Origin of the sequence: Lunatimonas salinarum, from assembly GCF_017811155.1 — a bacterium.
Lineage (GTDB): Bacteria > Bacteroidota > Bacteroidia > Cytophagales > Cyclobacteriaceae > Lunatimonas > Lunatimonas salinarum.
This window is the reverse complement of the sequence record NZ_JACVCV010000028.1, coordinates 1-25,058: the sequence shown is the minus strand read 5'-3', so window position 1 is coordinate 25,058 and position 25,058 is coordinate 1. Positions and strand designations below refer to the sequence as shown.

Sequence of the window (25,058 nt, the reverse complement as noted above, 5' to 3'; positions counted from 1 at the left end):
TCCCCTTGAGCCCTGGTTTGGAGATTGCCACGCTCCTACGTCGCTCGCAATGACGGGCCGAAAACGTGAGACTTAAGACAAGGGTTAAGTTCAAGACAGTAAGCACCTCGGTTCAACGATTCGACGATTCAACAAAATAACGAGATTGCCACGCTCCTGCGTCGCTCGCAATGACGGGCCAAGTCCAAAAATCTGCGAAAAACTAATCTTTATCCACCACATTAGAAGCAACATGACCCCGAAGCTGATCAGTTGGCAGACAGCTTTACCTTGTAAACTCTTATAAAATCCTCTTCTACGTCTTCCCCTGGAAATCGCTCCATCCAAAGATAACCGCCCGCGGAAGCAAACCCACTGTAATTGGTTCCTTCTGGAAAATCAAGCATTCCATCGACCTTCATGGTTGTGAGATCAAACAATACTACTCCCTGCTTCACCTCTCTCTCTGCTTGCTGATACTGTCTTTCCGCTTCCTCCTCTTCCCCAGATAGCCACAATGCCTCAAGTCCCTTGGTAGTTTCTTCCGAAATGCCTCCGTAGTAATGAATCGCAAGAGTGCCACCCACTCTATGTATGTTACGTATCGCCGGCGTGCCTCCATTAATCATTATCGTACCCTCGGAAAACGACTCCCTTGGAGTTACCGGCAGCTTGCCAAAATCAGGTATTTGAAGGTCAATTAGGGTATCAAGACTTGCCCCGGTAGGATGTAGCGAATAAACTTGAAGGCGGTCTTCTCCACCCAAAGCGACATACAGCTTTGTTTCTACCACTTCGTATGCCGGGGCATAATCGCTTTCATAATAACCGTTACCATCCAAAAACTGACTGCCCTCCTCAAAAGGCACTATTTCCCAAAAGTGTGCCCCTTCTATATCAATCAATTCCAAGGCCCGAAAACGATCGTAAAAGGCCTGCTCTCCGGGAAATGTACTTCGGGTCCGAACCGACTTGCTGATCAGATACGGTCTTCCCTCCAGCATGAGTGTCTTCATTCCTTTTCCGGGAAATGCCATAAACCCGGCACCGCTCAATGTCTCCGGATGGGCCATCTTGCTGACCATATTTCCTTGCAGATCGTAAATAAAAACACCCTGCATGCCTACCAATGCCACCTGATTGTCAGATAAGAAACAGGGAAATTCCATGAGAAATCCATATGCATCCGGGGTATCCTCCTTTTTGGAAAACCGCCCTACAATGCCCCCGGACGGGTCTGTAAACACAAACTCCCTACTTGGGAAATCATAAAATGCAAATCGGCCTGCCGTTTGGCTAACCCCTGCCAGCATCGGGTTCCCAAGTATTGCCAGATCCAGCGAATCGACGATCTCAAAGGAATAATTACCAGCACCCTGCGGGGTCATTTTTTGCGGACGGGTACAGGCAGCATAAAAAAGAAGGATAAAAACACCAGAAAGCAGTTTGTTCATCATAAGCCAATCAATTTCGGCCGGTCGGAAAAGAAGCCCACTAGTTCAGGACATTCGACTAATCCCTAACACGTCCTTATCATTGCGTGAGTTCCGCACACGGCTTCACGTCTTTCCCATAGTAAGGAGGCAAACCTGCGACAAGATAAGGTGTGTGCCAGCTTGCTAATTCTTTCGCAAATCCAACTCCATAAACTTCGAATGGTTGCTGATAAATTCAGGGACCAGACGCTTCATTTCCTTTACCAATCCCATATCGTCTGTTTCCTCTGCGTACACCCTGCACAGGTCTATCCTGGTAGCAATTTCCTGGTAATTGCCAGGCAGCACATGGGCGATAAAAATCTTCTCGTGATGGGTCTCTTTCGTCGATTCCTCGTCGTGCAGCAGTTCCTCGTACATTTTTTCCCCTTCCCTTAGACCCACTTCTACTATCTGAATATCGACATCGAGGCGCTTGCCACTCAGGTGGACCATCTTTTTGGCCAAGTCCATGATCTTCACCGGCTTGCCCATATCAAAGACGTACACCTCGCCACCCTGCCCCATGACACCGGCCTCCAAGACCAGTTCACAGGCCTCTGGAATGGTCATAAAATACCGGGTCATATCCCGGTGGGTGACCGTAACGGGTCCACCCTCCTCTATCTGCCGCGTAAAAAGTGGAATCACCGAGCCATTAGACCCCAAAACATTTCCAAATCGGGTAGTGATAAACTTGGTTTGTATCTGAGAGCTTTGATTCGCATGGAGGGACTGTATGTACATTTCGGCAATTCGCTTGGTAGCACCCATCACGTTGGTCGGATTAACGGCCTTATCGGTAGACACCATCACGAATTTCCGCGTTCCATACCGACGGGCCGCATCGGCTATATGGCGCGTCCCCGAGACATTTACCATAAAGGCTTCTGAGGGAAAGGCCTCCATCAAGGGCACATGCTTGTATGCCGCCGCATGAAAGACATACTCCGGCCGGTTTCGCTCAAAGAACCGCATCATCTGCGTACGGTTGCGTACATCACCGATTACAACAGACACCTGCCCGTCCTGACCCTTTCGCTTGAGCTCCTGCTGCAAGTCATACAGGGCCGACTCCGACTGATCCAACAACATCAGGTGGCGGGGGGCTGTACGTACGATCTGCCGCACCAACTCGCTCCCGATGGACCCTGCCGCACCGGTTACCAGTACCGACTTGTCGCCTAATTCCTCAGTGACCTTTTCATTCCGCAACTTGATACTACGGCGCCCCAATAAGTCTTCAATATTGATCTTGCGGATGGAGGCAGATTCCAGCTGTCCACTCACCCACTGATTTACCGGAGGGATGGTATATACCCGGAGACGCTTTTCGAGGGCGAGCTCCATTACTTCCTTTTTCCGCTCCGGTGTAACCTCTAGCATGGCCAGTATCATCTCATCCGGATCCTGATCCGCAATCACGCGATCTAAATCCTGCAATCCCCCGAGTACCCGGGCACCGCGTACCAGCTGTCCCTTTTTATGGGGGTCATCGTCCAAAAAGCCGACGACCAAGTACTTGATTTCATTGTCCTTTTTCAGCGCATCGTAGGTCATCACCCCGGCATCTCCTGCGCCAAAGATCAACACCCGTCTTTCGGGCTTTTTTCGCTGCCCATTTTTAAGCCTGAAAAGGACATCCTTTACCGCCATCTTAAAACTAAATATGGAAAGAAAGGAGATCATGGACGCGATGATCAGTACATTAAGTGGCATCAGGTATCCGCCTCCTTCCATTTGATACCATACCCAATCCACCGCCCGCACCAGTAGTGCCTGAAGCATCAGGGTAGACAGGAGCCTCCATCCATCCCGCATGCCGGAAGAGCGTACGATCACATGATGCATCTTGGTTAGGTGCATCGTGACCACCCCCGCCATGACATACAGGAGGCTGCCAAGCATATAGCCACTTTCTGCAAACTGGCTCCACAAAAAATCCTTCCAAATAAGATAGGCCATCAAGGCGGACCCAAAGAGAAACAGGGAGTCTATCGCCACGATGGCCCAACGGGGCAATATTCGTAAGGTTTTGAGAATGCGTGTTGCGGTAGATACCATAAAAATTCGTTTTTTTAGGTTACTATTCAATACTATATACAAGCTTGGAGAACCCCGTAAGAAGCAAAGGATCCTAGGAATTTCGCTTTGCTTCCAGCACTTTGCGGATGCCTCGGATCACCCGGTCCAGGTCCTCTTCCCGGAGATTGGATCCGCTCGGCAGACAAAGACCGAGGTCGAAGAGGTGACGGGCAACCGTTCCTCCTGCGTAGGGCATGCGGGAAAACACCGGCTGTAGGTGCATAGGCTTCCAAAATGGGCGGGATTCGATGTTTTCGCTTAATAGGCTCACGCGGATATCTTCCCGCGTTACCCCACCGGTCAGCTCGGGGCGTATCAACATCGTGCTGAGCCAGCGATTGGAGAAAGAACCATTGGGCTCATCGATAAACTCCACCCCATCGTACCTTTCCAGTGCATTTCGGTAGAATTGGAAATTGTGGCGCCGCTGCGCTACCCGCTCATCCAGTACATCCATCTGTCCACGTCCTATGCCTGCGCTGATATTGCTCATTCGGTAGTTGTATCCTATCTCTTGATGCTCGTAATGGGAGAAATCTTCCCTGGCCTGTGTGGCCAAAAAGCGGGCACGGTTGGCGTAGTGTTCATTTTTGCTGACCAGTGCCCCGCCGCCGCTCGTGGTGATTATCTTGTTTCCGTTAAAGGAAAAGATGCCGATGTCTCCGAAGGTACCACAGTGCTTGCCGCCATAGGTAGACCCCAAGGCCTCCGCTGCGTCCTCCACGAGAGGGATGCCATACTTTTGGGCCAGTTCACGGAGCTCATGCAGCTTAGCCGGCATGCCATACAGGTCCACGCATACGATGGCTTTGGGAAGCTTGGCCCGGCTGCCATTGGTACCGGCAAGACATCCTTTGATGGCGTCCTCCACCGCCTGAGGGCAGATATTCCACGTTTCTGACTCCGAATCCACAAATACCGGTACGGCTCCGAGATAGCGGATGGGATTGGCCGAGGCGGCAAAGGTAAAGGTCTGACAGATGACATAGTCATCACGGCCCACGCCCAGCATGATCAGCGCCAGGTGCAGAGCTGCAGTGCCCGAGTTTAGCACGGCGGCATGTCCGCAGTCGGTGTGCTTTACGATCCGTTCCTCAAAGGCATTCACATTGGGCCCCAAGGGGGCAACCCAATTGGTATCAAATGCCTGCTTTACGTAGGCCTGCTCTCCACCGCCCATATGTGGGGACGAAAGCCAAATTTTTGGCAGTTTTCGAATAGTCAATCCTTTCTTGGGATTATCAACTGTTTTTTGCATGATTTTGGGCTTGTTAGGTTTGGTCATACACGCTACTCATGGGCTCCCTACTACCATCCCTATGCGGTTGCATCCTACGAAACAATCCGAATTCGGAATCTAAGTACGTGATTTTTTTGGTCAAATGGGATATTTTTCAAAGAAAATTTTATATTTCAGCCATTCATTTTATAAAATTGTTGGTAGGAGATTGATGAAAAATACCATGTAGCTTCTGCTCGACAACAATAGGAAAACTTCGGACTTCTTATCAGTGCTGCACTCCTCGGCTCTCCGCTACCTTGCGTGTTCTTTTTTTAGAACGCTGATGATCCGGAGTACGCGGAGATTAACGGATTTACTTTACTTGCGTAACCGGAACGCTGATGACACTGAATACGCGGAGAATCGCTGATCTACTTGGATTTACGAACATACTTACATTTTCAAAATAAATAAACTCCTCTTATTTCAACGACTGACTAGATTACTTAGTCTAACCTATCCGTGACCATCCGCTTAATCCGTGTCTTTCTGTGTTCTTTTATAGAACGCTGATGACGCGGAGATTTGCGGATTTAATTGGGTTTACGAACCTACTCACATTTTCTGAATAAAAAATTAAACCTGTTTATTTTCAACGACTTACCATGATACTAAGACTAACCGATCCGCGAATATCTGCGCCAGTCCGTGTCCTTCTGCGTTCTTTTTTCTTATCCGCTACATCCGTGTCCGTCCGTGTTCCTTTTATTAGAACGCTGAATACGCAGAGCACGCGGAAAGTTGCGGATTTACTTGGTTTCACGAACCTACTTACATTTTCCAAAAAAGATAAACTATTTTTATTTTCAACGACTTACTAAACTAGTTAACTCATGCGATCCGCGATCATCTGCGCCAGTCCGTGTCCTTCTGTGTTCTATCTTCCTCTACTGATTTGAATAAATCTTTCGCTTAAATTGTGGCTTTTTCCCGAAATTGATCAATAAGCCAACTTCAATATCTGTAGCCCTTAGGTAATTAATCAATTGGTATTCGTGCTGAACAACCAATCCCTCCATTGCTTTTATTTCGATGATAACCGCATCATTTACGATCATATCGGCAATGTAATACCCTACTTGTTCTCCCTCGTAAAATACACGTATGCTCTTTTGTCTTTCTACGGAATATCCCGCCTTTACAAGCTCTAAAAACATGGCATTTTCATACACCTGCTCCAAAAAACCATAGCCCAGGGTACTATAAACTTTGTAAAACGCACTAATAATTCCGTCCGTGATGTCCTTGTGCAGGAGTTCTTCCAAAGTCATATCCGAAAGTGGGTTTGATAGATAGAACGCTGATTACATGTCCTTCCATGTTCTTTTTTATAGAACGCTGACGACGCGGAGAACGCGGAAAGTCGCGAATCTACTTAGGTGAACGAACCTGCTTACATTTAATAAAAAAAATTAAACCTGTTTATTTTCAACGACTTACTATGATACTTAGAATAACCTATCCGTGACCATCCGCTTAATCCGTGTCCGTCCGTGTTCTATTTTTTGAACGCTGAGGACGCTGAATACGCCGAAAATCGCGGATTTACGTGGTTTATGAATCTAAATACATCATCTAAAAAAACTTAATCTCTTCTTTTTCAACGACTAACTAGATTACTTCGCCTAACCTATCCGTGACCATCCGCTATGTCTGCGTCCTTCCGTGTTCCATTTTATCCTGAACGCTGATGACGCTGAAAACGCGGAGATTTGCGGATTTACTTTGTTTTACGAACCTACTCACATCTTCTAAAAAGCTTAATCTTCTTTTTTCCAACGACTGTCTAGATTACTTCGCCTAACCTATCCGTGGCCATCCGCTATATCTGCGTCCTTCCGTGTTCCATTTTATCCTGAACGCTGATGACGCTGAAAACGCGGAGATTTGCGGATTTACTTTGTTTTACGAACCTACTCACATTTTCTAAAAAACTTAATCTCTTCCTTTTCAACGACTGACTAGATTACTTCGCCTAACCTATCCGCGATAATCCGCACCATCCGTGCCCTTCCGTGTTCTTTTTTCTTATCCGCTACATCCGTGTCCGTCCGTGTTCTATTTTTTGAACGCTGAATACGCGGAGAATCGCTGATTTACAAGGTTTACGAACCTACTCACATCTTCCAAAATAAAAATTAAGCCTGTTTATTTTCAACGACTAACTAATTTCTTTAGCCTAAGCTATCCGTGATCATCCGCTACATCCGTGTCCTTCTGCGTTCTTTTTTCTTATCCGCACCATCCGTGTCCGTCCGCGTTCCTATTTTTTTCTCGCATTCCGCATTTCAAACGGCTCGCTATTCAGAGGAATGCGGGTGGCGAGGGTGAAGGCAGGGTCTTTTCCGTTTAGCAAGTGGCCCTGCACGGAGAGGTACTCCTTCCAGCGCAGCATGAGCCCCATGTTCCACTTCTGCGAATCGTGCTCTAGCAGCAACGCCACAAAGTCCCGCGGCTGCCACTTTACACTGCCGAAGAAGCCTACCAGGTAGTGTCTATCCATATCTTTCTTTCGGTGAAACTTAAAGGTGTTGGGAAGTCCAAAAACATCAGGATGTGGAGGCCTCCCGAGGTAGAAGGGAGATGCATAGCCCATTGAGGCAACTATCAAACCTAGTCTATTTGAAGAAAATGATTTGGTCGCAACTATTAAATCTTGTGACATAAAATTAGCCCATCCAAAATTTGGACTCAAAACTAGCAAAATCGCCGGTCGTCGCTCTAATTCCTTTAACAAGAGAAAACTAAAATCAAAGTGTCTATCACCTATTCCAATACTATCGGGAATTTCAGGCAAACGAGTCAAATTGGCATGAATTTTCATAAATCCAGTTACTGGAACAGAAATTGAATATATGTTTTCAGTCCGCCGGACGCCTCCAACGAACTTGTTAATTGAATATGCACTAGGCACGTAAGAAGTCGAAAAAATCAAACTATTATGCTCACTCCATTCTGCCGATGGTGTAAAGATAGCTCCTGATTTACCGACTATATTTACTTGCCCGTAACTCTGACCTACTAGGCAGAAAAATATAAAAAAAACTATTTTTTTGATTGACGCCATGTTTACAATCCAATAAATTTAAAAGACAAAAGTGGAAAAAATCGCCTATTACACATGTCCCTTCTAATTAAACCCATTAAAGGGATCAACTGTGCCATCATGCCTTTGTGAGATCCCCTCCCGAACCAAGACTTTATACATTGATTTAAAAATAATCTTCAGATCTAAACAGAAAGAAACGCTATCTACATAATCAACATCATATTGAAATTTAGAGGACCATGAAATGCTATTTCTACCATTGATTTGAGCTAAACCTGTTAGACCAGGGCGCACAAAATGTCTACGCTTTTGCTCTCCAGAATAAAGGTCCAAGTATTCAACAAGCAACGGACGCGGCCCCACGACACTCATATCACCTTTAAGTACGTTTACCAATTGAGGCAATTCATCCAAAGATATATTTCTGAGCATCTTCCCGATATTCGTCAGCCTTTCCGCATCCGGCAAAAGCTTCCCAAAAGAATCTCTTTTATTCGTCATAGTCTTAAACTTGATAATCCGGAATAACTTCTGATTCAACCCCGGTCTCATTTGAAAGAAGAAAACATCACCCCTATTTACCACAAACAGTACAAAGGCTATCGTAAGAATTATTGGACTAAATAAAATTAAAGAAATTAAACTAATAATTACATCAAACAGCCTTTTAAAATAAATTCGATAAATCATCTCCCAACCGATACGTATAATACCAACCAAAGTATCACTATTAGGCCAAAATTGCAAAATATTATCTTTCGGACATAAAACCAGAAACCATGTTAATTGATTTCCGCTTGCTCAAAACAAACGCTAACCGCATCTTATAAAAAAGATCGTTTGGAAGATTATTATTAAATCACGTCTTAAAGATTGATTTTTAACATATGCTAAATTAATACGAACCTTATCCGGAAAGATAATCTCATTATTGAAACTAATAGGATCAGGAACCTCAGCCAATAATCTTTCTTCATTTGCGTATTTAAGAGACGCAGGACCTGTAATTCCCGGTCTAATACTCAAAATCAACCTATCCGCACCTGTAAGCCTATCCGCATAGCCCGGAACATCAGGCCTTGGCCCTACGAAGCTCATATCCCCTTTAATGACATTAATCAGTTCCGGTAACTCATCTAATTTGTATTTTCTAAGAAAAGCACCTAACGGAGTTATTCTGGATTCTCCTTGAACTGATATGGATGAGCCATTATGGTTTTCTGTCATAGTCCTAAACTTAATCATGCGAAAAATCTTACCGTCTTTTCCTACTCTATCCTGGATAAAAAATACTGGCCCTCCTTTACTAACCTTAATCAAAATTGCAATAAGTAAGAGTAGTGGAGAAATAATGACTAAGCCAATGGAAGCTAAAACAAAATCAAAAACTCTCTTTCTTTTCATACTTATCCACTGAAATGATGTTTGTTAATTTTTGATCTTTATTCCAGGATACTAAAAAACCTTCATTCAGATACCTGAGCAAATCCGAATCAGAAGGACTATCCACCAATCCAATGATGGTTTTATAATCAATGTTACCCAAGTAATGATTCAACGCATTTATCTTATCCTTACCATAAGGAATTAAACCCAAAATTGAACCATTATACCGCTCTTTTTGCACTTCAAGCTTAATAGCGCTGAAGTCTTTAATTCCAAGTACTTCACAAATTGGATCTACTAAAAATTCGAAATTTGCGCTAATGACTACTTTTGCTGATTGAGGATATTTTTTAATAAAAGATAATACCTCTTGATTCAAATCATTTCCAAATTCTTGGCTTCTCGCATACTCATTGGCACACTCTTGAATATACCTCGCTTCAAACCCTTTAAGAATAAGCCTTGCATAAACCTTTTTGAATTTTGTATTACTAATCAGCTTAATTTTCAACAGAAACAATAATGGTATAGCTAGAACAAAACGCCACTTCTTATTCATCATGAAAAATGTAAACCTGACTAAATTATCTGATTTTGTCAGGGTACCATCAAGGTCCAGTACGAGTAAAGTCATCTATAGCTTATCAATATTTAAACTTGAATCTTCAGTAGGATTAAGATTCATCGTACTCAATAATTTTTCCGCATAATAACCCGCTTCACCTAACAATACGAATGGATCTCTAAAACTAAAATCATCAAAGTGATCTGCATTGAGTGATAAATGATCCCAATAGAATTTTCTTTCTTTGATTAAACCTCCTGCAAATCCAATCAAACCACCTAGAAGCCATTTTACTTTCACGCCTTCCTTGTACTTCGAAGTAAATTTGATATCACCATCCTGCAATATTTTGTAATACAAATAAGGAAAATCCATCCCCGAAAAATAGGGTAAAGCCAAAGAACCCCAAAAGCGTGGATTGATCTCTATAAACCAACCTTTTTTCTCTACCTCATTGTATTTAAACTCTACCATAGCGACTCCATTCCAGTGCAGATGATTGAGCATTTTCTCAGCCCACTCTTCCAATAATTCATTCCGGCAACTCACCCTCAGAGTACTTGTACCACCGGTTGATATTTTTTCTTCTAAACGTTTGTGTGTGAAAATGGCCCGCTTCTCTCCTTGATTGTAAAGCATGGACACACCATATCCATCACCATGTACATATTCCTGAAGAATAAAATCCCCTAAATTCGGCAAATGGGATTCCAGTTCAGGAACTTGAGAAATGTAAAAAACACCCTTAGAACTATTGGAATTCCCATATTTCAAAACGATGGGCTTTTGATGATGGGAAAAAAAATGGAGACAGTCTTCCCTGCTATGGGGTTGAATCGAATCAGGCACATTTACCCCTAAAGACTTGGCCAAAGAAACAGATAACTCTTTTTTATGTGCTGTCTTTAGGTTTTCAAAATCAGCAACCACGGTTTTCACTCCACCAAACTGGTCCAAATACTTGGATACAATAAAAACCTCTTCATGCGTAGGGATCAGAAAAGGAATTTCATTTGTATTCAAATAATTTTTCAGGTAATTGACAAAACCCAATGGGTCTTGATAAAAATTAGGATACCTAAAACAACTGTTTGAATAAAGCGATAGCCTATTCATATGTAAAAATGAACTATCTCCTGTGTGAACTTTTATCCCCTTGGATGAAAGGCTTTTATTCACAATATAAGCCATTCTGTTCCATGAATAGGTTACTGCAATAGAGCTATCCATTAATTAAACTATAAAGTAGCACGTTTAAAAACCAAATTCATCAGCCTAATTCCCCAATAATACGGTATGTTAATTGAAGAGCATTTAGGATACCTCAATCTCATAGTATCTAATGGTGGAAATATGGCCTTCATATTTTCTCCCATCGAATCATAAAGTGATAGATTGAAAATAATATACCCTAATCGGCTAAATTTTTTCTTCTTTTGATTAAAAATCCCGGCTTTATTGACATAGTAGTGAATGATTTTATCTCTATACCAAGAAGGCTTCAATGATTCAAATACTCTTTGAGGGATTGGAGTATTTAATAAATCCTTTGCGAAAAAAAGCGAAAAGTAAACCGCCGTTTTTAATTGTAAGTTAAGGGTATTAGAAATGAATTTATCCCAGTTTATCTCTTGATACCGCACAATTCTATCCACATCTGAATGCAGTCTAAAACCAGGAGCTCTTACATACGAATGTTTGGCTGTGTGTAAGCAAACTTGTAATAAATTATCTTCAGGAGATAGTATTCTTACAGATGAACCCTCAATTGCAACGGACCTATTCATTAAATCGTCACCTTTAGGTTCATTATGAGGCTGAATCCAACGGCCGGCAATTGGCCTCCATTGAAGTTCAAGCCAAACGGTATAACCATTTATTTCTTTATAATACTCTGTGCCTCCACCTTTAAAAGCTTCTTCCAAGTTTTCCTCCTCCAACTCTGACCTGAACTTAAAAGTAAAACCCAATTCTTTGACAATAATATCATGAGCTTTGTGAAAGTCTTTGGATGAGACCAATAAATCAATATCACCCATAGGAGAGCAAGCCAGTACAGGATAAATTCCCTTAGCAATACCGGCATTCTTTAATGCCACAATGTGAATATTAGATTGAGCAAGGGATGAAGCAAAAAGTTCGAGGGTCTCCATTAAGACTTGCATTCGAACTTCAACTTTTTCCAGTTCCTCAATCCAGAAATTCCCATATTGAAGATTTGATTGCTTTAACAGCCATCCCAAATGTGAGGCAACCTCATCTGTTTTCGCAGCATTAAATAATATTTTTTCATTTTCCAATTTCTGCCAAAGGGAACTTAAAGTTAAAATGCGACTACGAACCGTAGATGATTGAAGTCCTAATGTAAGCAATTTTTTATATATATCCTTTTCCAATTCTTTTGAGTTTAAAAATCCCCTGTACCTTTTCTCTGTGCAAAGCTTGACTATAAAACTGTTTATATCTTACAAAAAGATTTTCAGCAATCAACTGTTTATTTTTGTCGCTTATAAACGAAATTATAACTTCTTTTAGCTCTTTCTTATCCTTAGGAGAAACCAAATAAGGATAATCATACCCTAACATTTCAGGAATCAGCCCAACTTTAGTTGCTATAACAGGAGTTCCATTTGCCATAGCTTCCAGTAAAACTAATGGTTGCCCTTCGTTCCAACTTGGAAGAATCAAACCTATACTATTCCTAATTACTTTATATTTATTTTCATTCGTAATGGCATCATGTATTCTTATGCTTTTTGAACCCAAATTCAAAATTTGATTTTTTAGGAAATCTGAACTGTAGCTACCATAAGAATCTAATTCAACATTGTATCCTTCATCAACCAATTCATTGAAAACTTCTAATAAATCTAGAATTCCTTTTTCTTTAAAATAATTTGAAATGAAAATAAAATTAGATGTATATTTTTCTCTGTATTCAAATTTAAAGGATTTTGGTTCCAAAATTAATGAGTTCTCTAAAACCACAAATTTTGTCTTGGGGAACTTCTTGGAGAATTCTTCTAATTGAGTCTTGGAAAGTAAAATAACTGTATTAGATAACTTTAAAATAATATTCCAAATAATACGATTGGAAGTTTTTATAAAAAACATATTGAAAAAATCACCTCTGTGTATGTGTATAAATATCTTGGTTTTAGGAGAAACTATTTTTACACTAATTAAATAGAACAATGTTTTTATACTACCAAACGTTGAAGCAGAAAAAACCAAATAGAAAATATCAAACCTACTATAGACTGAAATACTAAAAAGTTTAATGCACTTATTAATTACATTAAAGATCTTTAAGTAGTATTTAAAATTACTATAATTAAAACTATCATCTTCCTCTACTACAGTTATTTGGCACTCATCTTTTATACTTTCTAAAATCAAATAAGATGAATTACTTGTCCCAGTCAAATATTTAGGTGGTAAATCACCTAAAAAAAGTAACTTTCTATTTTTCAATTGATTTATTTTAAATTCAACTTAAATGAATCGTCTAACATTATCCTTACTAAAGAATTTACTAGTTTCTCTAGAATTAAATGACCATTGAATTACTTTCTCCTTAAAGCTTGACTGCAGCTCTTTAATCAAAAGTTCTAATGATTTTGAATCTACCGTTATGCCACAATTTGATTTAATTATCAACTTAGACAATTCAGATTTATGTTCAGCAATACATAAAATACCATTCCCAGCTGCCATTTGGTAAAATGTTTTGCTGGGGATGGATAATTGAGACGCATTTACTGACAAGGCGACGATTCCGATGTCCGCTGAGGTAAAAGAGTATGGTAAAACTTCTGGATCTTGAAAAGGCAAAAAAAGGGTATTCTTTAAATCATTCTCCAGAGCAAACCTTTCCAATCTGTTCTTTTCTGTTCCATCTCCTATAAACAAGAAAAAATAATCAGATTGGTCTTTCACTGCTTTTGCTATATTCATGATTGGCATCAAATCATGTGTAGATCCCATATTTCCTGAATATAAGAACACTATTTTATCCTCTAAACCATACTTTTTTGCAAAGGGATTTTCAGATTTTGGTAATGGTTTAACGAAGGAAGTATCTACCCAAGGATACACAACTTCCCACCGTTCGGCTTCTGCATATTGTGTCAAGACATCTCTCATTCCATCTGAAATGGTGAAAAGTCTTGAAGCATGCTGAAAAGCTTTTTCGTTTAATCTTCTCCATTTTTTGGCAAACCAAGAATTGGAAGAAAAATAACCGGCGCGCTCCAATACATCCGGATAAATGTCATAAATAACGATTCTGAAATTAAAATTTTTCTTATGCTTTAAATAATGGCTTAGTAAAGGAATTAAAGGTGAATTTGTAGAAAGGAAAACCTCGGCAGCAACGAACATTTTCTTCAGCCAAAAATTGGCTTGTATAAAAAACATGACCCAAGTATAAATTCTGGTAATGGGATTTTTGCGCCTATACCGAATTAGCTTTACTATATCAATCGAAGGATGTAGAGAGGCTCCGGTTTCTTCTACTTTTCCGGTTAGTATCGTTACTTTAAATCCACTTTCATGATAAAAGTTAGCGATATCTATAAACAATGGCCCTATTACCTGATTGACCAAAATAATTGATTTCATATATCCAATAGCGCCTTTATCTGATCGCAAACACGTGCAGCTTTAACTCCTGACTGATAAAAGTTAGGAGAACAATCTTCATATACTGCATACAGCAATTCCTCTATCAGTAACAATTGCTGCCAGTCTATTGGCATCTCAAATCTATTTTGATCCCTACTCACAAAATTCTCGAATCTATTCAAAGCTTCCTTTACATCACCATGTGCCCTTAAATCTCCAATCAGCACAAAAATATCATACAACCAAAACCGCTTTTCTGCTGCTTCCCAATCTATTACTTTAAAATGGTCTCCATCTACCAAGACATTGCCTTCCTGAAAGTCCCCATGGGACCAGGATAAATCAACCAATTCGTATTGTAGCCTTTTAGAAACAAAATCAAAGGTTTCTTCTAACTGATTTCTAATTTCGCTGGATATCTTGAGCTGAGGATTCTGAAGTTTTTGTTGGAGTTTTTCGTTCTTCCAATACCTGTATTCCTGAACATTCAGTTGAACTTTAGCGGGAATTAATAATTGCTCAAAGTGCAAGGCTATAAGTTTTTTGATAAAGTCTTGCTTTCCTGCAACATACTTAATCCGGTTTAATGGCAATCCTTTAACATATTCCTCTTCTAACCAATTAGAACCAGCCTTAATTAAAGTTGGTGCATATGTTAAATCAAAGGCTCTTTTTAATTGGATTTCATTTTCAATAAATTCAACGGCCTCTCCTTTCTTTAGGATAACTGTGCTGCTCTGTAATCCTGAATTAAAAATTCTGAGTCGGTGATTACCGCCCAAAATCAATTTATCATGGAATCTATAGGGCAATGAAATGCTTTTATGGGAAAACTTTTTTCTAAAGGTTTGGCTGACCGCTAAGTTCACATACGCCTTTTGAAGCAGATTTTTCCAAAGACTTGTAGAAGTACCATATTCAGCTACTAAGTTTGAAAAGATCTGGTCCGTCAAATTCGGATGGGCTATAAAATTCAGGAATTTATTGGCAATAAATTCCGTCAATAAAACATCTTCTTTTGTTCCTGAGGGATGCCACTCTACTAATGTATTATACAGGATATTATAAAACTCCTCTCTTTTTTCAAGCATTGAAATTCTCATGCTGAAACAATGCTTTTAATCCTATCAGCAACTTTTTCTAAAGGTTGCATACAATCAATGTGCTGAGCAAATTTGTTATTGCTTGAAAATGCCAAATAACGATTTAACCTTAATTCCAAAACCTCAGGCGAATCAGGAAAAGGTTCTTCCTTTAATAAAGAGCGTCTTTGCGATTCTGCAACAGGAATGGTTAAAATAAAATGGTGTTTCGGTTTTAAGGCAACTGTAACCAAAATCTTCCATAACCACCATTGACTCACTTTTTCCTGTGGAAAATTCAATTCAAAATCAATTTGTGTATCAATAAGGTATCTATCACAAATTACTAGTTTAAAGAGTGATATAAATCTTAGAACAACCCCATAATACCAGATTAAATCCAATAGGGCTAAATTCAACCACACCTTCCTCACTTTAGTATCTTCAAAAGCCCTTTCTCTTTGCTCCGTATGTCCCCTCTCCTTGGGAATCTCACTGGGCTTCAATTTTCTCAAGACCGTTTTCATCCATTCTATTCCGGGCGTATAACCTCCCCTACTCCAGAAAATCGTAACCTCCCTTCCAGACTTTGTTAAATGATCATTTAGCAGCTCAATTTGGGTGGATTTACCTGCTCCATCAAGGCCAGAAAATGCTATCATTTCCCTCCATTAATTAATTCGTTAAACAATTTGACGCCTGCATCAACATGAACAATTTTAGAGGTTTCAATACAATTTGATATGTAATTTTTTAATAGAGACTTATTAGCTATGAAAAACGCCATACTATCAGCAGTATGTTTAGGTGATAATTCTTCTATCATTATCCCATTCTTTTCGTTTAAAAGTTCAACGGCAGCACCAACTTTAGTTGTTGAAATTACTGGCATTCCACTTGCCAATGCTTCTACAAGAGACATTCCCCATCCATCATATCTACTAGGGAACAATAACACATCGCATTTATGATATAATAATTCAATCCCTTTTTGAGGTACAAATCCAAGAAATTTTAGATTTCCATTGTTATTGTTTTTCAAACTTTCTTCTAAAGGACCACTACCTGCAACCAAAACTTCGAAATTATTATGTCCATTGTTATGCAAAATTTCATTTGCACTAATAACTAAATCAATACCCTTCCTAATTGAAAGACTACCTGCAAACAAGAATATTATTTTATCATTTATATTATCAAATGTATCATTTTTATAAAGGTTATAAAATCTCGATAAATCGCTGTAATAATAATACTTTTTAATTTCGCCACAAGGTTCTAATTTTTCAAATGATTTAACAGCATTATCACCAATTGCCCACAATTGCTGACAAAAGTATTTTACTGGAACAAGGGCTATCTTTCGAAAAAATGAACTAAGTCCAACATTAGAAATTAATTTTCTTTCTTCATATTCAACACCCGATATCGGTTCTGACCAAAAAATCAGCTTTTTTCTCAATAAAAAAGAGACATACATTGCAATCTGCATTGTAAACGACGCGTATTGCCCTATTATAATAATATCGGATTTGATAATTTTTGATATAACTTTTATTAATTCATAATTAAAATACCAATGATCTTTAATTCTTATTTCTTTAAGAATCAGAGATTTGTGATTGAATGAATTTGGGTTAATTTCCCAACTTCTTCCCGCACTTAAAAAACGGGTATATATAACCTCTATTTTATGATTAAATTTAGTTAATTCATCAAATAATTCAACTTGATGCTGAACCGGCATATTAGTTATAAACAACGCTTTATTTTTCATCTAGGATCTCTTTATAAAAATTCAGCGTTTTAAAACCGGTATTTGACCAGGTGTATTTTTCTTCAATTATTTTCCTGACTCTATTTGCGTCAAAACTTTGGAATATAGTACTAACATTATTAATTATTTTTACAGCATTTACCGGAGATAAATCATTTGATTGAAAATAGCAGCCTGTATTTAAAAAGTCGTCTACATCCATTCCATCTGCACAATCAAACCATCTTTTAAAATGAAGAACAGGAATACCATAACTTAAAGCTTCAGTAACTGTCGTAGGTGCGTGTGCTGGACATACAAAACAGTCTATACTTTTAAAAAACTTATCTTTCTTTTCTTGACTATCTAAACGCCCCAAAAAATTAATTCTATTATTTTTTATCTCATTATAAAATTCATTCTGTATTGTTTTAAAAAGTGGCCCATCACCTGCTAAAAAGAACTTAATATTCATATTCTCTTTTAAACTGAATTTCATGATTTTAGTTAAATAGTCCCATCCTTTTATGGGATAAAAGTTTGCCAAATATCCAAAATTTAGATATTTATCTTTATAAATATATATACTTTCTTGAGGTAAATTTATAGCATTGTGTATTATTTCTATTCTATTACAACTTCCTACATCATTTACAATTCGGTTCTTTACATCCGCACAATTCGCAATAATATTACTGGCTCTAGTTAAATAGTTTCGATCATAATAATATTCCAAACAAGCTCCAAATAAATTCTTTACTAATCTAAGACTTGTATAGGTATTCCTATCGAATAACAAAGCCTTAAAGTTACTTAAGTTATGAGACCTAGCATGAAAAACTGTTGGGATTTTATTTTTATGCTTGAAATAATAATAGTTTACAGCTCCATTAGAATGAATGATATCAAAATTCCTCTTTTCGATAAAACCAGATAATTCTTTAGAAAAAGCTGGTAATGAATATTTTCTCAAAGATGATCTATAGATTTTGATGTTCTTGTCTAAAATCTCATCAATATGAACCAAAAAACTGAAAATAGAAACATCAATATCTAGTTTTTTTAAGGCCTGTGCCAAGTGATAAATATTTCTACCATGACCACCTTGATACAGACCAATACTATTTGTTGCAATTAATACTTTCATATTTTCTTTCTAAAATTATTAAAACATAAAACATTTTATCCTCTTAGGAAAAGGACGAGGAATAAACATCTTTTCGATTTCGTGAAAAATGAAGAGTTACTAAGTCTATTCTATTTCGAGTATTATACCCAGTAATAAAACCTAATGAAAAATAAGAAATAAAGGTATAATAAGGAACAGTAAAGTGATAATCTGCTACAAAGTTCTGAAAGAACACAACGAAAAACAACACAAAAAATAACCATCTAGTTTTTAAATCATAAATGTTCTTAGCTCCGATTCTAAATATCTCAAAATTGAAAATAATAAAAAATATCAGGGTAAAAAAACCGGACATGGAAGCCACAGTAACCAAAGTACTGTGGCCCCAGGTTTTAGCATCTCCAAATAAAAAATGACTTTTATACCAATTATTGATCCCCGTCAAAAAAATATTTTCTAACCTTACATCAACCAGATTGTCTTGATAACCGGTGAACTTATCGCCCAAAAATGAATAAAAATAGCTGGAATTTTCACCTTGTAAAACTAAACTAAACAGGGTAAGAATAATAGCTATCAGAAACATGTATTTAAACTTACTTTTTTTGTTGTATATGACAAAAAAATTATATAACTCAACAATAAATAAACCCGTTATTGCAGCTCTTGAGGTTGAAGCAAATATTACATATAAAAGCAAAATTTTTAAAGAACTAGAAACAACATAATTATTTTTATAATGTATTCCAAAAAAAGAAAAAAAGAAGTATAAAATAGACGCTATGGCTCCCATAGAATTCCAAGCAAACATAGATATAGACTCATCGATATTACTCAATTTGTAGTATTGATTAGCAGTTAAGGCATCTAATCCAATAGATTGAAATTTAAGTCTCCAAAAAACAAGTAGGATTATGGGAACTAAAAATATAATTTCGATGTGCGGAAGATTCCTCAAAATACCATCTTTAAGCTTTTTACCAATCAAATAACTTAAAAACATTATAATTGAAACTCTAATAAAATGTAAATAAACACTACTAAAACCGTATTCCTGTATTCCTGAAACCAGAGAGCTACAAAATAAAAAAACAAAAATAAGTATCAATCGAAAAAGTGATCTGTCCGAAAAAATTTTTTTAAAATAAAATACAGAACAAATAAAAATCATTAAATCCTGAAGACCCAATTTACCGACGATATAAATGTTAAAGTAAGCCTCTAAAATACCTGATATAATTAAAATCAAAAAAAAAGATCCAAATAGTATATCCTTAAACCCCATTTTTTTCAATTATACTTATTCATAAGTAAGAATAGTGAAAACCTGACTTTCATCCAATCCCATATAAAATGAATCTAAATATATATTCTTTACATCTCTACTTCTTGTTTTTGGCTTAAATTTTATGAGAGGATTTCCTGAAACTATACTATGGGCCACAATATCACGAACAACAACAGAGTTTGCACCTACTATTACATCATTTCCGATTATGATAGGACCGCCAATTACACATCCCGCGGAAAGAAACGAAAATGCCCCAATAACCGGAGTTTTGTAACCATCTTGATCCCTCTTTCCAAAATTCCCACCAATTGTTACATTTTGACCGATTGTAACCATTTTACCAACTCTACTTGCACTAATAATAATATTTGTAGGATGGGGTAATCTTAAACCTCCCTCTATCTCGGAGTAATATGAAACCGAAATATGATGAAAAAAGGAAAGATATTTGAAAAATGGATATGAGCAAACCTTAGAAAAATTAGACAGGAATTGAGCTAATCGAATCATAAAAACTACTCTAAATGAAGGAAAGCGAATTAACGCTTTAAATAACTTAGAATAAAACAAGCGCTCAGAATTCAATATAGCAAAATCAAAATTATTCTCCGGAGTCAAGGTAAACCACAACAAGTCTAACTTAATCTTTTCTTTCATTTATAATAGTTTTTATTTTAGTAACTAACAGCTGTAAGTTAAAAAGATAGATTAATTTAATTTTATAAGTATGGGATACTAAGGCCAAAGAAAAAAGAGCTACTAACAAATTACTAATCATTAATGTGTAAGCGGCTCCTATTACACCAAAAAACGAGATACTGATTAAACCTACTGAAAGATTCAATATAAAATTAAATATCATAATTGAAAGAGGCTTTGATGGGTTTCCTGAGCTATTAAATAAATTAATTGAAACATGAGTTATTGTTGAAAAAATAAAAACCGGAGCTACAAGTTTTATATAGATAACAGCTGATAAATATTCAGAACCAAAGAGAATTAAAACAACAACATCTGAAAATTGGAAAATTAACAAAGAAATTATTCCCGATAGGAGTACGCTCAATTGCAAGATGAAATTAAATTCATCTAGCCTCTTTGACCCCTCTAAAGATGCCCACCTTGAATAAAATAAGGGCACTAACGCATTTGGAATTATTATAATCAAATTACTAAGGAAAACTGCCCTTGTAAATAATCCAAGTTCCGTAAAGCTCTCTAAATCAAATATTCTTACGACGAAAATTAAAACATTATTAGTCATTAAAAAAACTATGTTTGCCAATGAAAGCTTGATGCCGAAAGGAATGATTTTCAATATCAATTGTCTATTAATTGATATTCTTAATGAGAAATACCTTCTCGTCTTAATTAAAATGAAGGACGAATTTATCACATAACCGACAAATATTGAAAGAAGTGCTAACTCAAAACTAACTTCATGAAATAAAAACAATACAAACAATATGATTAATGTCACAAATTTTGAGAGATTATTCGAAATCAGAATATTGACTGATTCAAGCTTGGCAATAAAAATGGGATTAAGAAAGCTATTAAAGAGCATTAATAAACCGAATCCATATAAATATACCTCCTCATCGTTTCTTAAATATCCAAAATAATTTCTTGCCAATTTGAAAATTAATAAATTTGAAAAAATAAAAAATAAACCACTGATAAAGAAAATCCAAATTGTATTTGATACAATAACTTCGATTGGAACTTTTTTTTGGTTTATAAAATAAATACTAGCTTGCCCAACACCTAAAGCGAAAAAAGCAACAATAATAGTTTGCGAGGTCCTTACAAGCTCAAGGTTACCCATAAACTCTGGCCCTAACCCTCTTGATAAAATACTACTTGTTAGAACCCCTATCACCAATGCTAACACTTGTCCCAGTCCTACAGTAAGGCTTTTCTTAAAAAAGGACATTAATAAAACTTTACACGTTCTATCACTTATGGATTGCTTTAAGAGATGAAAAATCGTAAAGAGAAACCTAAGTAATATAGTTTCTTTAGAAAAAAATTTGGAGAGTCACTTTTTAAAATGAGTAACTTTTTCGTAATTTTATAGCCTTTCATTAAACATTATTGTACACCTCTTCCAAACTTTTAACAATAGCTTGTTCTGAATATTTATTCCAAACCTCTTCTTTAATTTTATCAGCCCTAGATTTCCAAACCTTTTTATTTAAATACGAATCTTCAATCTTATTTGCTAAATCCTCGACATCATCAATATTTACTAAATAACCATTTTGACTATGAACAAACTCTTCTGGTCCCGTATTTTTAGAAGCGATAACAGGCTTTCCTAAAGCCATTGCTTCGATAAAAACTACTCCAAACGTTTCAAATCTTGATGGTAAACAAAAAACATCAGCTTGATATAGGAAATTTACTATTTCTGATCGATTAACTTCGCCCAAAAATGATACATTTTTCATTAAGTTTAAATCGGAAACTTTACGTACCAAGATCTCTTTCTCTGGGCCTTCTCCACCTATTAATAGTTTTGAGCTATTTGGTAGCCTTGCTTCACTTAACAATAATCCAAATGCTTCAATTAAAAGATCTATTCCTTTTTTTTGAAGTAGGTATGCCAATGTGACAATTTTAAAATCCTCTTTATTTTTATTAATTTTTAAATTTTCGCTACCTTCTAGATCAATGATGTTTCCGATAATTTTAATACTTTTATTAGTTAAGGATGAGATATCTTTGGCCAATTGTTTACTTGATACAATTATTTCAGAAGATTTATTAAAAATTTCTGATAATAATGATAACTCTGACTTAGAAAACAATCCCCTCCTATAACCTGTCGATTGTTCTGTAATTAAGTATGGAATATTATAAGTACTTTTTAAAATAAAGCCTCCATATCCAGCCCATCTTCCAAAATGACAATGGATAATATCAGGTATTCCCTCTGATTCAATATATTTTTCAAAAAGCTTTTTATACCAATACTTAAAATTCAACAAATTAGTCCATAAATTAAAGCCAAATCTCCATCCATTTAACCTTAGCTCAAGGCCTTGGCCCTCATTATCAATCTCCTTAAATTTATAAAAATAGGCTTGTAAATGGAGATCTGGTAATGTTCTGAGAGATCTAAGGTTAGGATAAATTACACCTACTTTATAACCTGCTTTGCGCAAAGCCTTGATTTGAGATTTTACAAATGCTCCACCTGTTTTATATTTATAATCATCTAGTGCAGAAGGTAAAATTAAAATATGTTTCATTTAAACATTTATTTTAAATTATGATATACCTATTTTTAAAGACTATATTAGGAATGCTTTTCCAAAAATTAGATACTGAGTTTTATTTTATTGCTTTAATATATATTTTATTACTTTAATAATAAAATATATATTAAAGCTATTTTAGCTTGATTAATCATGTTCATCCAATTAAAGTAATAGTGTTTTATACATTAACTAATTTTATCTTTTTTACATTTATTAAAAATTATTTAATTTTATAGAGTGTTAGTCTAGTTCTATAATTTACTATTACTTTTGTACTAAGGTTCAGAGACTTATTGCTAGTCATTTTGAACTTTAAACGATGAACGGATCTATTTAGGAGTTGAGGGTTCAACAATGTTAACCATGAACTTTGAACAATTAACGGCACTGGTTGATGAGTTAGAGAGTTCAGTGTTCGTGGTTCAGGGTTGTGGGTTCGGTAATGTTAACTTTGAACCATGAACAATTAGCAGCACTTGTTGATGAGTTATAGAGTTCAGTGTTCGTGGTTCGGGGTTGATGAGTTAGAGAGTTCGTGGTTCGGTTCATTAAAGGGCGTCAATACATCAATCCAAAATGCCAAAGTGGGATGGTGTTTAGGTAGCCGGTTTCTATGTCGTCCTTAACGATAAACCCTTTTTCCGCGCTTCGTAATTGCTTTAAGCCTTTGTTTTTTCCTCCTAGTTCAAACTCTATTCCATCGATGGTGAAATCAGCAATTTCTGAGGCAGTTAGCGTATGGTTAACTTTTAGTTGATTAACGAAAAAGGTTTCCCGTACATTTCCTTTGTTTTGGTTTTCCGGTGCCAGGTTGAACAGCAGGTTGGGGTTATCCAAATACACTTTGTCGACCTTACCCAACGCCCTTAAACCCGCCTTCTTGGTTCTTAACTGAATGACCATGCCTGCCTCTTCCATATAGCGAAGGTAGTCGGCTACGTTGTTTCGACTGATGTTCAGCATCTCAGCAATTTTACTCATATTGGGCTTAAAGGGAACGTTTTCAGCGATGATGGCCATTAGCTGGGTTAGCTTTCTTCCGGTCGAAACGTTCATCTGAGCGTAGGTTGGGATGTCTGTCTCCAGTGTCTGCATCACTACCTGCCGCAGCCTTAGACCAAAATCTTCTTCCAGGGAAAAGGGGTAATAGCCTGTTTGCAAATATTCCGCAAATAAGGGCAAGGGATGGGGTATTTGGGGTATGTTTACCTGTTGGTTTACGATTTCTTCCAAGGAGTATGTGGGGATGGCTATCTGATGAAACAGCCGCAAATACTCCCGGAAAGAAAGGCCTTGCATAAAATATACCACGGCTCTTCTGCTCAGGTCTGCACTTCCTTTTTTTATATCCAATACCGAGGAACCGGTGAATACCACCTGTAGGTCCGGATGGTAATCGTATAGTAACTTCAGTTCCCTGGACCAGTCGGGGTATTTGTGGATTTCATCCACAAAGAAATACTTGCCTCCCGCTTTTACAAACTCGTCAGCCAGATCGGCTATACGGTTTTTGGCAAAGTAAAAGTCCTCGGCCGATACATAGAGTGTTTCCTTTGGGTTGAGGTGGTTCTTGATATACTGTAAGACCAAGGTGGTTTTCCCGACACCCCTAGGCCCGACGAGTCCTATCAATCGGTTTTTCCAGTTTATCCTATCGTAAGCATACCGCATAAAACGGGTATCTACGCCGGAGATTAACTGATTGGAATATTGAAATAACGTCTCCATAAGCTCATGAACCCACGAATATAGCTCATTTTGCACTCATGCAGTGCATTATTTCCGACTTTTTGCACTGTTAGGGTGCGCGTTCTGCAAGTGTTGAAGGGTTAATGGGTTCAGGGTTCGGGGTTCGGGGTTGAGGGTTCAACAATGTTAACCATGAACGCTGAACAATTAACAGCAATCGTTGAAGGGTTAATCAGTTCGTGGTTCGTGGTTCAGGGTTGTGGGTTCGGTAATGTTAACCATGAACTATGAACAATTAGCAGCACTGGTTGAAGGGTTAATGAGTTCGTGGTTCGGGGTTCGTGGTTGTGGGTTCGGTAATGTTAACCATGAACTATGAACAATTAGCAGCACTGGTT

At 37.5% G+C, this 25,058-nt stretch carries 21 protein-coding genes; all 21 read right to left on the bottom strand.

Annotation, left to right across the window (positions count from 1 at the left end):
- Window positions 1-248 precede the first annotated feature (248 nt).
- A complete protein-coding gene (locus tag IAQ59_RS20840) occupies window positions 249-1,436 on the bottom strand; it encodes a hypothetical protein (RefSeq protein WP_245189757.1) in 1,188 nt (395 codons plus the stop codon).
- Between the two features lie 162 nt (window positions 1,437-1,598).
- Window positions 1,599-3,518 carry a polysaccharide biosynthesis protein gene (locus tag IAQ59_RS20835; protein ID WP_209332794.1) on the bottom strand — a complete coding sequence of 640 codons (1,920 nt, stop codon included), beginning with the start codon at window positions 3,516-3,518 and terminating at the stop codon, window positions 1,599-1,601.
- 73 nt (window positions 3,519-3,591) lie between these two features.
- A complete protein-coding gene (locus tag IAQ59_RS20830) occupies window positions 3,592-4,797 on the bottom strand; it encodes a DegT/DnrJ/EryC1/StrS family aminotransferase (RefSeq protein WP_209332793.1) in 1,206 nt (401 codons plus the stop codon).
- 911 nt (window positions 4,798-5,708) lie between these two features.
- Window positions 5,709-6,092: a GxxExxY protein gene (locus tag IAQ59_RS20825; protein WP_209332792.1), complete on the bottom strand. Its 384-nt coding sequence runs from the start codon at window positions 6,090-6,092 to the stop codon at window positions 5,709-5,711.
- Window positions 6,093-7,084: 992 nt separating this feature from the next.
- Window positions 7,085-7,888, bottom strand: a complete 804-nt coding sequence (locus tag IAQ59_RS20820; protein WP_209332791.1) for a YjbH domain-containing protein — start codon at window positions 7,886-7,888, stop codon at window positions 7,085-7,087.
- 63 nt (window positions 7,889-7,951) lie between these two features.
- Window positions 7,952-8,590, bottom strand: a complete 639-nt coding sequence (locus tag IAQ59_RS20815) for a sugar transferase (RefSeq protein WP_342450737.1) — start codon at window positions 8,588-8,590, stop codon at window positions 7,952-7,954.
- Between the two features lie 93 nt (window positions 8,591-8,683).
- Window positions 8,684-9,274 (bottom strand): sugar transferase, encoded by a 591-nt coding sequence (locus IAQ59_RS20810; protein WP_209332790.1) that lies wholly within the window; start codon window positions 9,272-9,274, stop codon window positions 8,684-8,686.
- Window positions 9,252-9,890 (bottom strand): HAD family hydrolase, encoded by a 639-nt coding sequence (locus IAQ59_RS20805; RefSeq protein ID WP_209332789.1) that lies wholly within the window; start codon window positions 9,888-9,890, stop codon window positions 9,252-9,254. Before IAQ59_RS20805 ends, IAQ59_RS20810 begins: the two co-directional genes overlap by 23 nt.
- Window positions 9,891-11,051 carry a carboxylate--amine ligase gene (locus IAQ59_RS20800; RefSeq protein ID WP_209332788.1) on the bottom strand — a complete coding sequence of 387 codons (1,161 nt, stop codon included), beginning with the start codon at window positions 11,049-11,051 and terminating at the stop codon, window positions 9,891-9,893.
- An 8-nt stretch (window positions 11,052-11,059) separates the two neighbouring features.
- Window positions 11,060-12,217, bottom strand: coding sequence for a nucleotidyltransferase domain-containing protein (locus tag IAQ59_RS20795; protein ID WP_209332787.1), 1,158 nt, complete (start codon window positions 12,215-12,217; stop codon window positions 11,060-11,062).
- Complete coding sequence (locus IAQ59_RS20790; protein ID WP_209332786.1) at window positions 12,198-13,295, bottom strand: glycosyltransferase family 4 protein; 1,098 nt, start codon at window positions 13,293-13,295, stop codon at window positions 12,198-12,200. Before IAQ59_RS20790 ends, IAQ59_RS20795 begins: the two co-directional genes overlap by 20 nt.
- Before the next feature lie 21 nt (window positions 13,296-13,316).
- A complete protein-coding gene (locus IAQ59_RS20785) occupies window positions 13,317-14,444 on the bottom strand; it encodes a glycosyltransferase family 4 protein (RefSeq protein ID WP_209332785.1) in 1,128 nt (375 codons plus the stop codon).
- Window positions 14,441-15,550, bottom strand: coding sequence for a phosphotransferase (locus IAQ59_RS20780; protein ID WP_209332784.1), 1,110 nt, complete (start codon window positions 15,548-15,550; stop codon window positions 14,441-14,443). Before IAQ59_RS20780 ends, IAQ59_RS20785 begins: the two co-directional genes overlap by 4 nt.
- Window positions 15,547-16,191, bottom strand: coding sequence for a dTMP kinase (locus tag IAQ59_RS20775; protein WP_209332783.1), 645 nt, complete (start codon window positions 16,189-16,191; stop codon window positions 15,547-15,549). The genes IAQ59_RS20780 and IAQ59_RS20775 overlap by 4 nt, the downstream gene beginning before the upstream one ends.
- Entirely contained in the window at window positions 16,188-17,306 is a 1,119-nt protein-coding gene (locus IAQ59_RS20770; protein WP_209332782.1) for a glycosyltransferase, read from the bottom strand. Before IAQ59_RS20770 ends, IAQ59_RS20775 begins: the two co-directional genes overlap by 4 nt.
- Window positions 17,296-18,432, bottom strand: coding sequence for a glycosyltransferase family 4 protein (locus tag IAQ59_RS20765; RefSeq protein WP_209332781.1), 1,137 nt, complete (start codon window positions 18,430-18,432; stop codon window positions 17,296-17,298). The genes IAQ59_RS20770 and IAQ59_RS20765 overlap by 11 nt, the downstream gene beginning before the upstream one ends.
- Before the next feature lie 43 nt (window positions 18,433-18,475).
- Window positions 18,476-19,699: a hypothetical protein gene (locus IAQ59_RS20760; protein ID WP_209332780.1), complete on the bottom strand. Its 1,224-nt coding sequence runs from the start codon at window positions 19,697-19,699 to the stop codon at window positions 18,476-18,478.
- 15 nt (window positions 19,700-19,714) lie between these two features.
- The gene (locus IAQ59_RS20755; RefSeq protein ID WP_209332779.1) at window positions 19,715-20,362 is read right to left on the bottom strand and encodes an LbetaH domain-containing protein; all 648 of its coding nucleotides are present in this window, start codon (window positions 20,360-20,362) and stop codon (window positions 19,715-19,717) included.
- On the bottom strand, window positions 20,346-21,641 hold the full coding sequence (locus IAQ59_RS20750; protein ID WP_209332778.1) for an oligosaccharide flippase family protein: 1,296 nt from the start codon (window positions 21,639-21,641) through the stop codon (window positions 20,346-20,348). The genes IAQ59_RS20755 and IAQ59_RS20750 overlap by 17 nt, the downstream gene beginning before the upstream one ends.
- A 151-nt stretch (window positions 21,642-21,792) precedes the next feature.
- Window positions 21,793-22,962: a glycosyltransferase family 4 protein gene (locus IAQ59_RS20745; protein WP_209332777.1), complete on the bottom strand. Its 1,170-nt coding sequence runs from the start codon at window positions 22,960-22,962 to the stop codon at window positions 21,793-21,795.
- Between the two features lie 567 nt (window positions 22,963-23,529).
- Window positions 23,530-24,699, bottom strand: coding sequence for an ATP-binding protein (locus tag IAQ59_RS20740; protein WP_209332776.1), 1,170 nt, complete (start codon window positions 24,697-24,699; stop codon window positions 23,530-23,532).
- Window positions 24,700-25,058 lie beyond the last annotated feature (359 nt).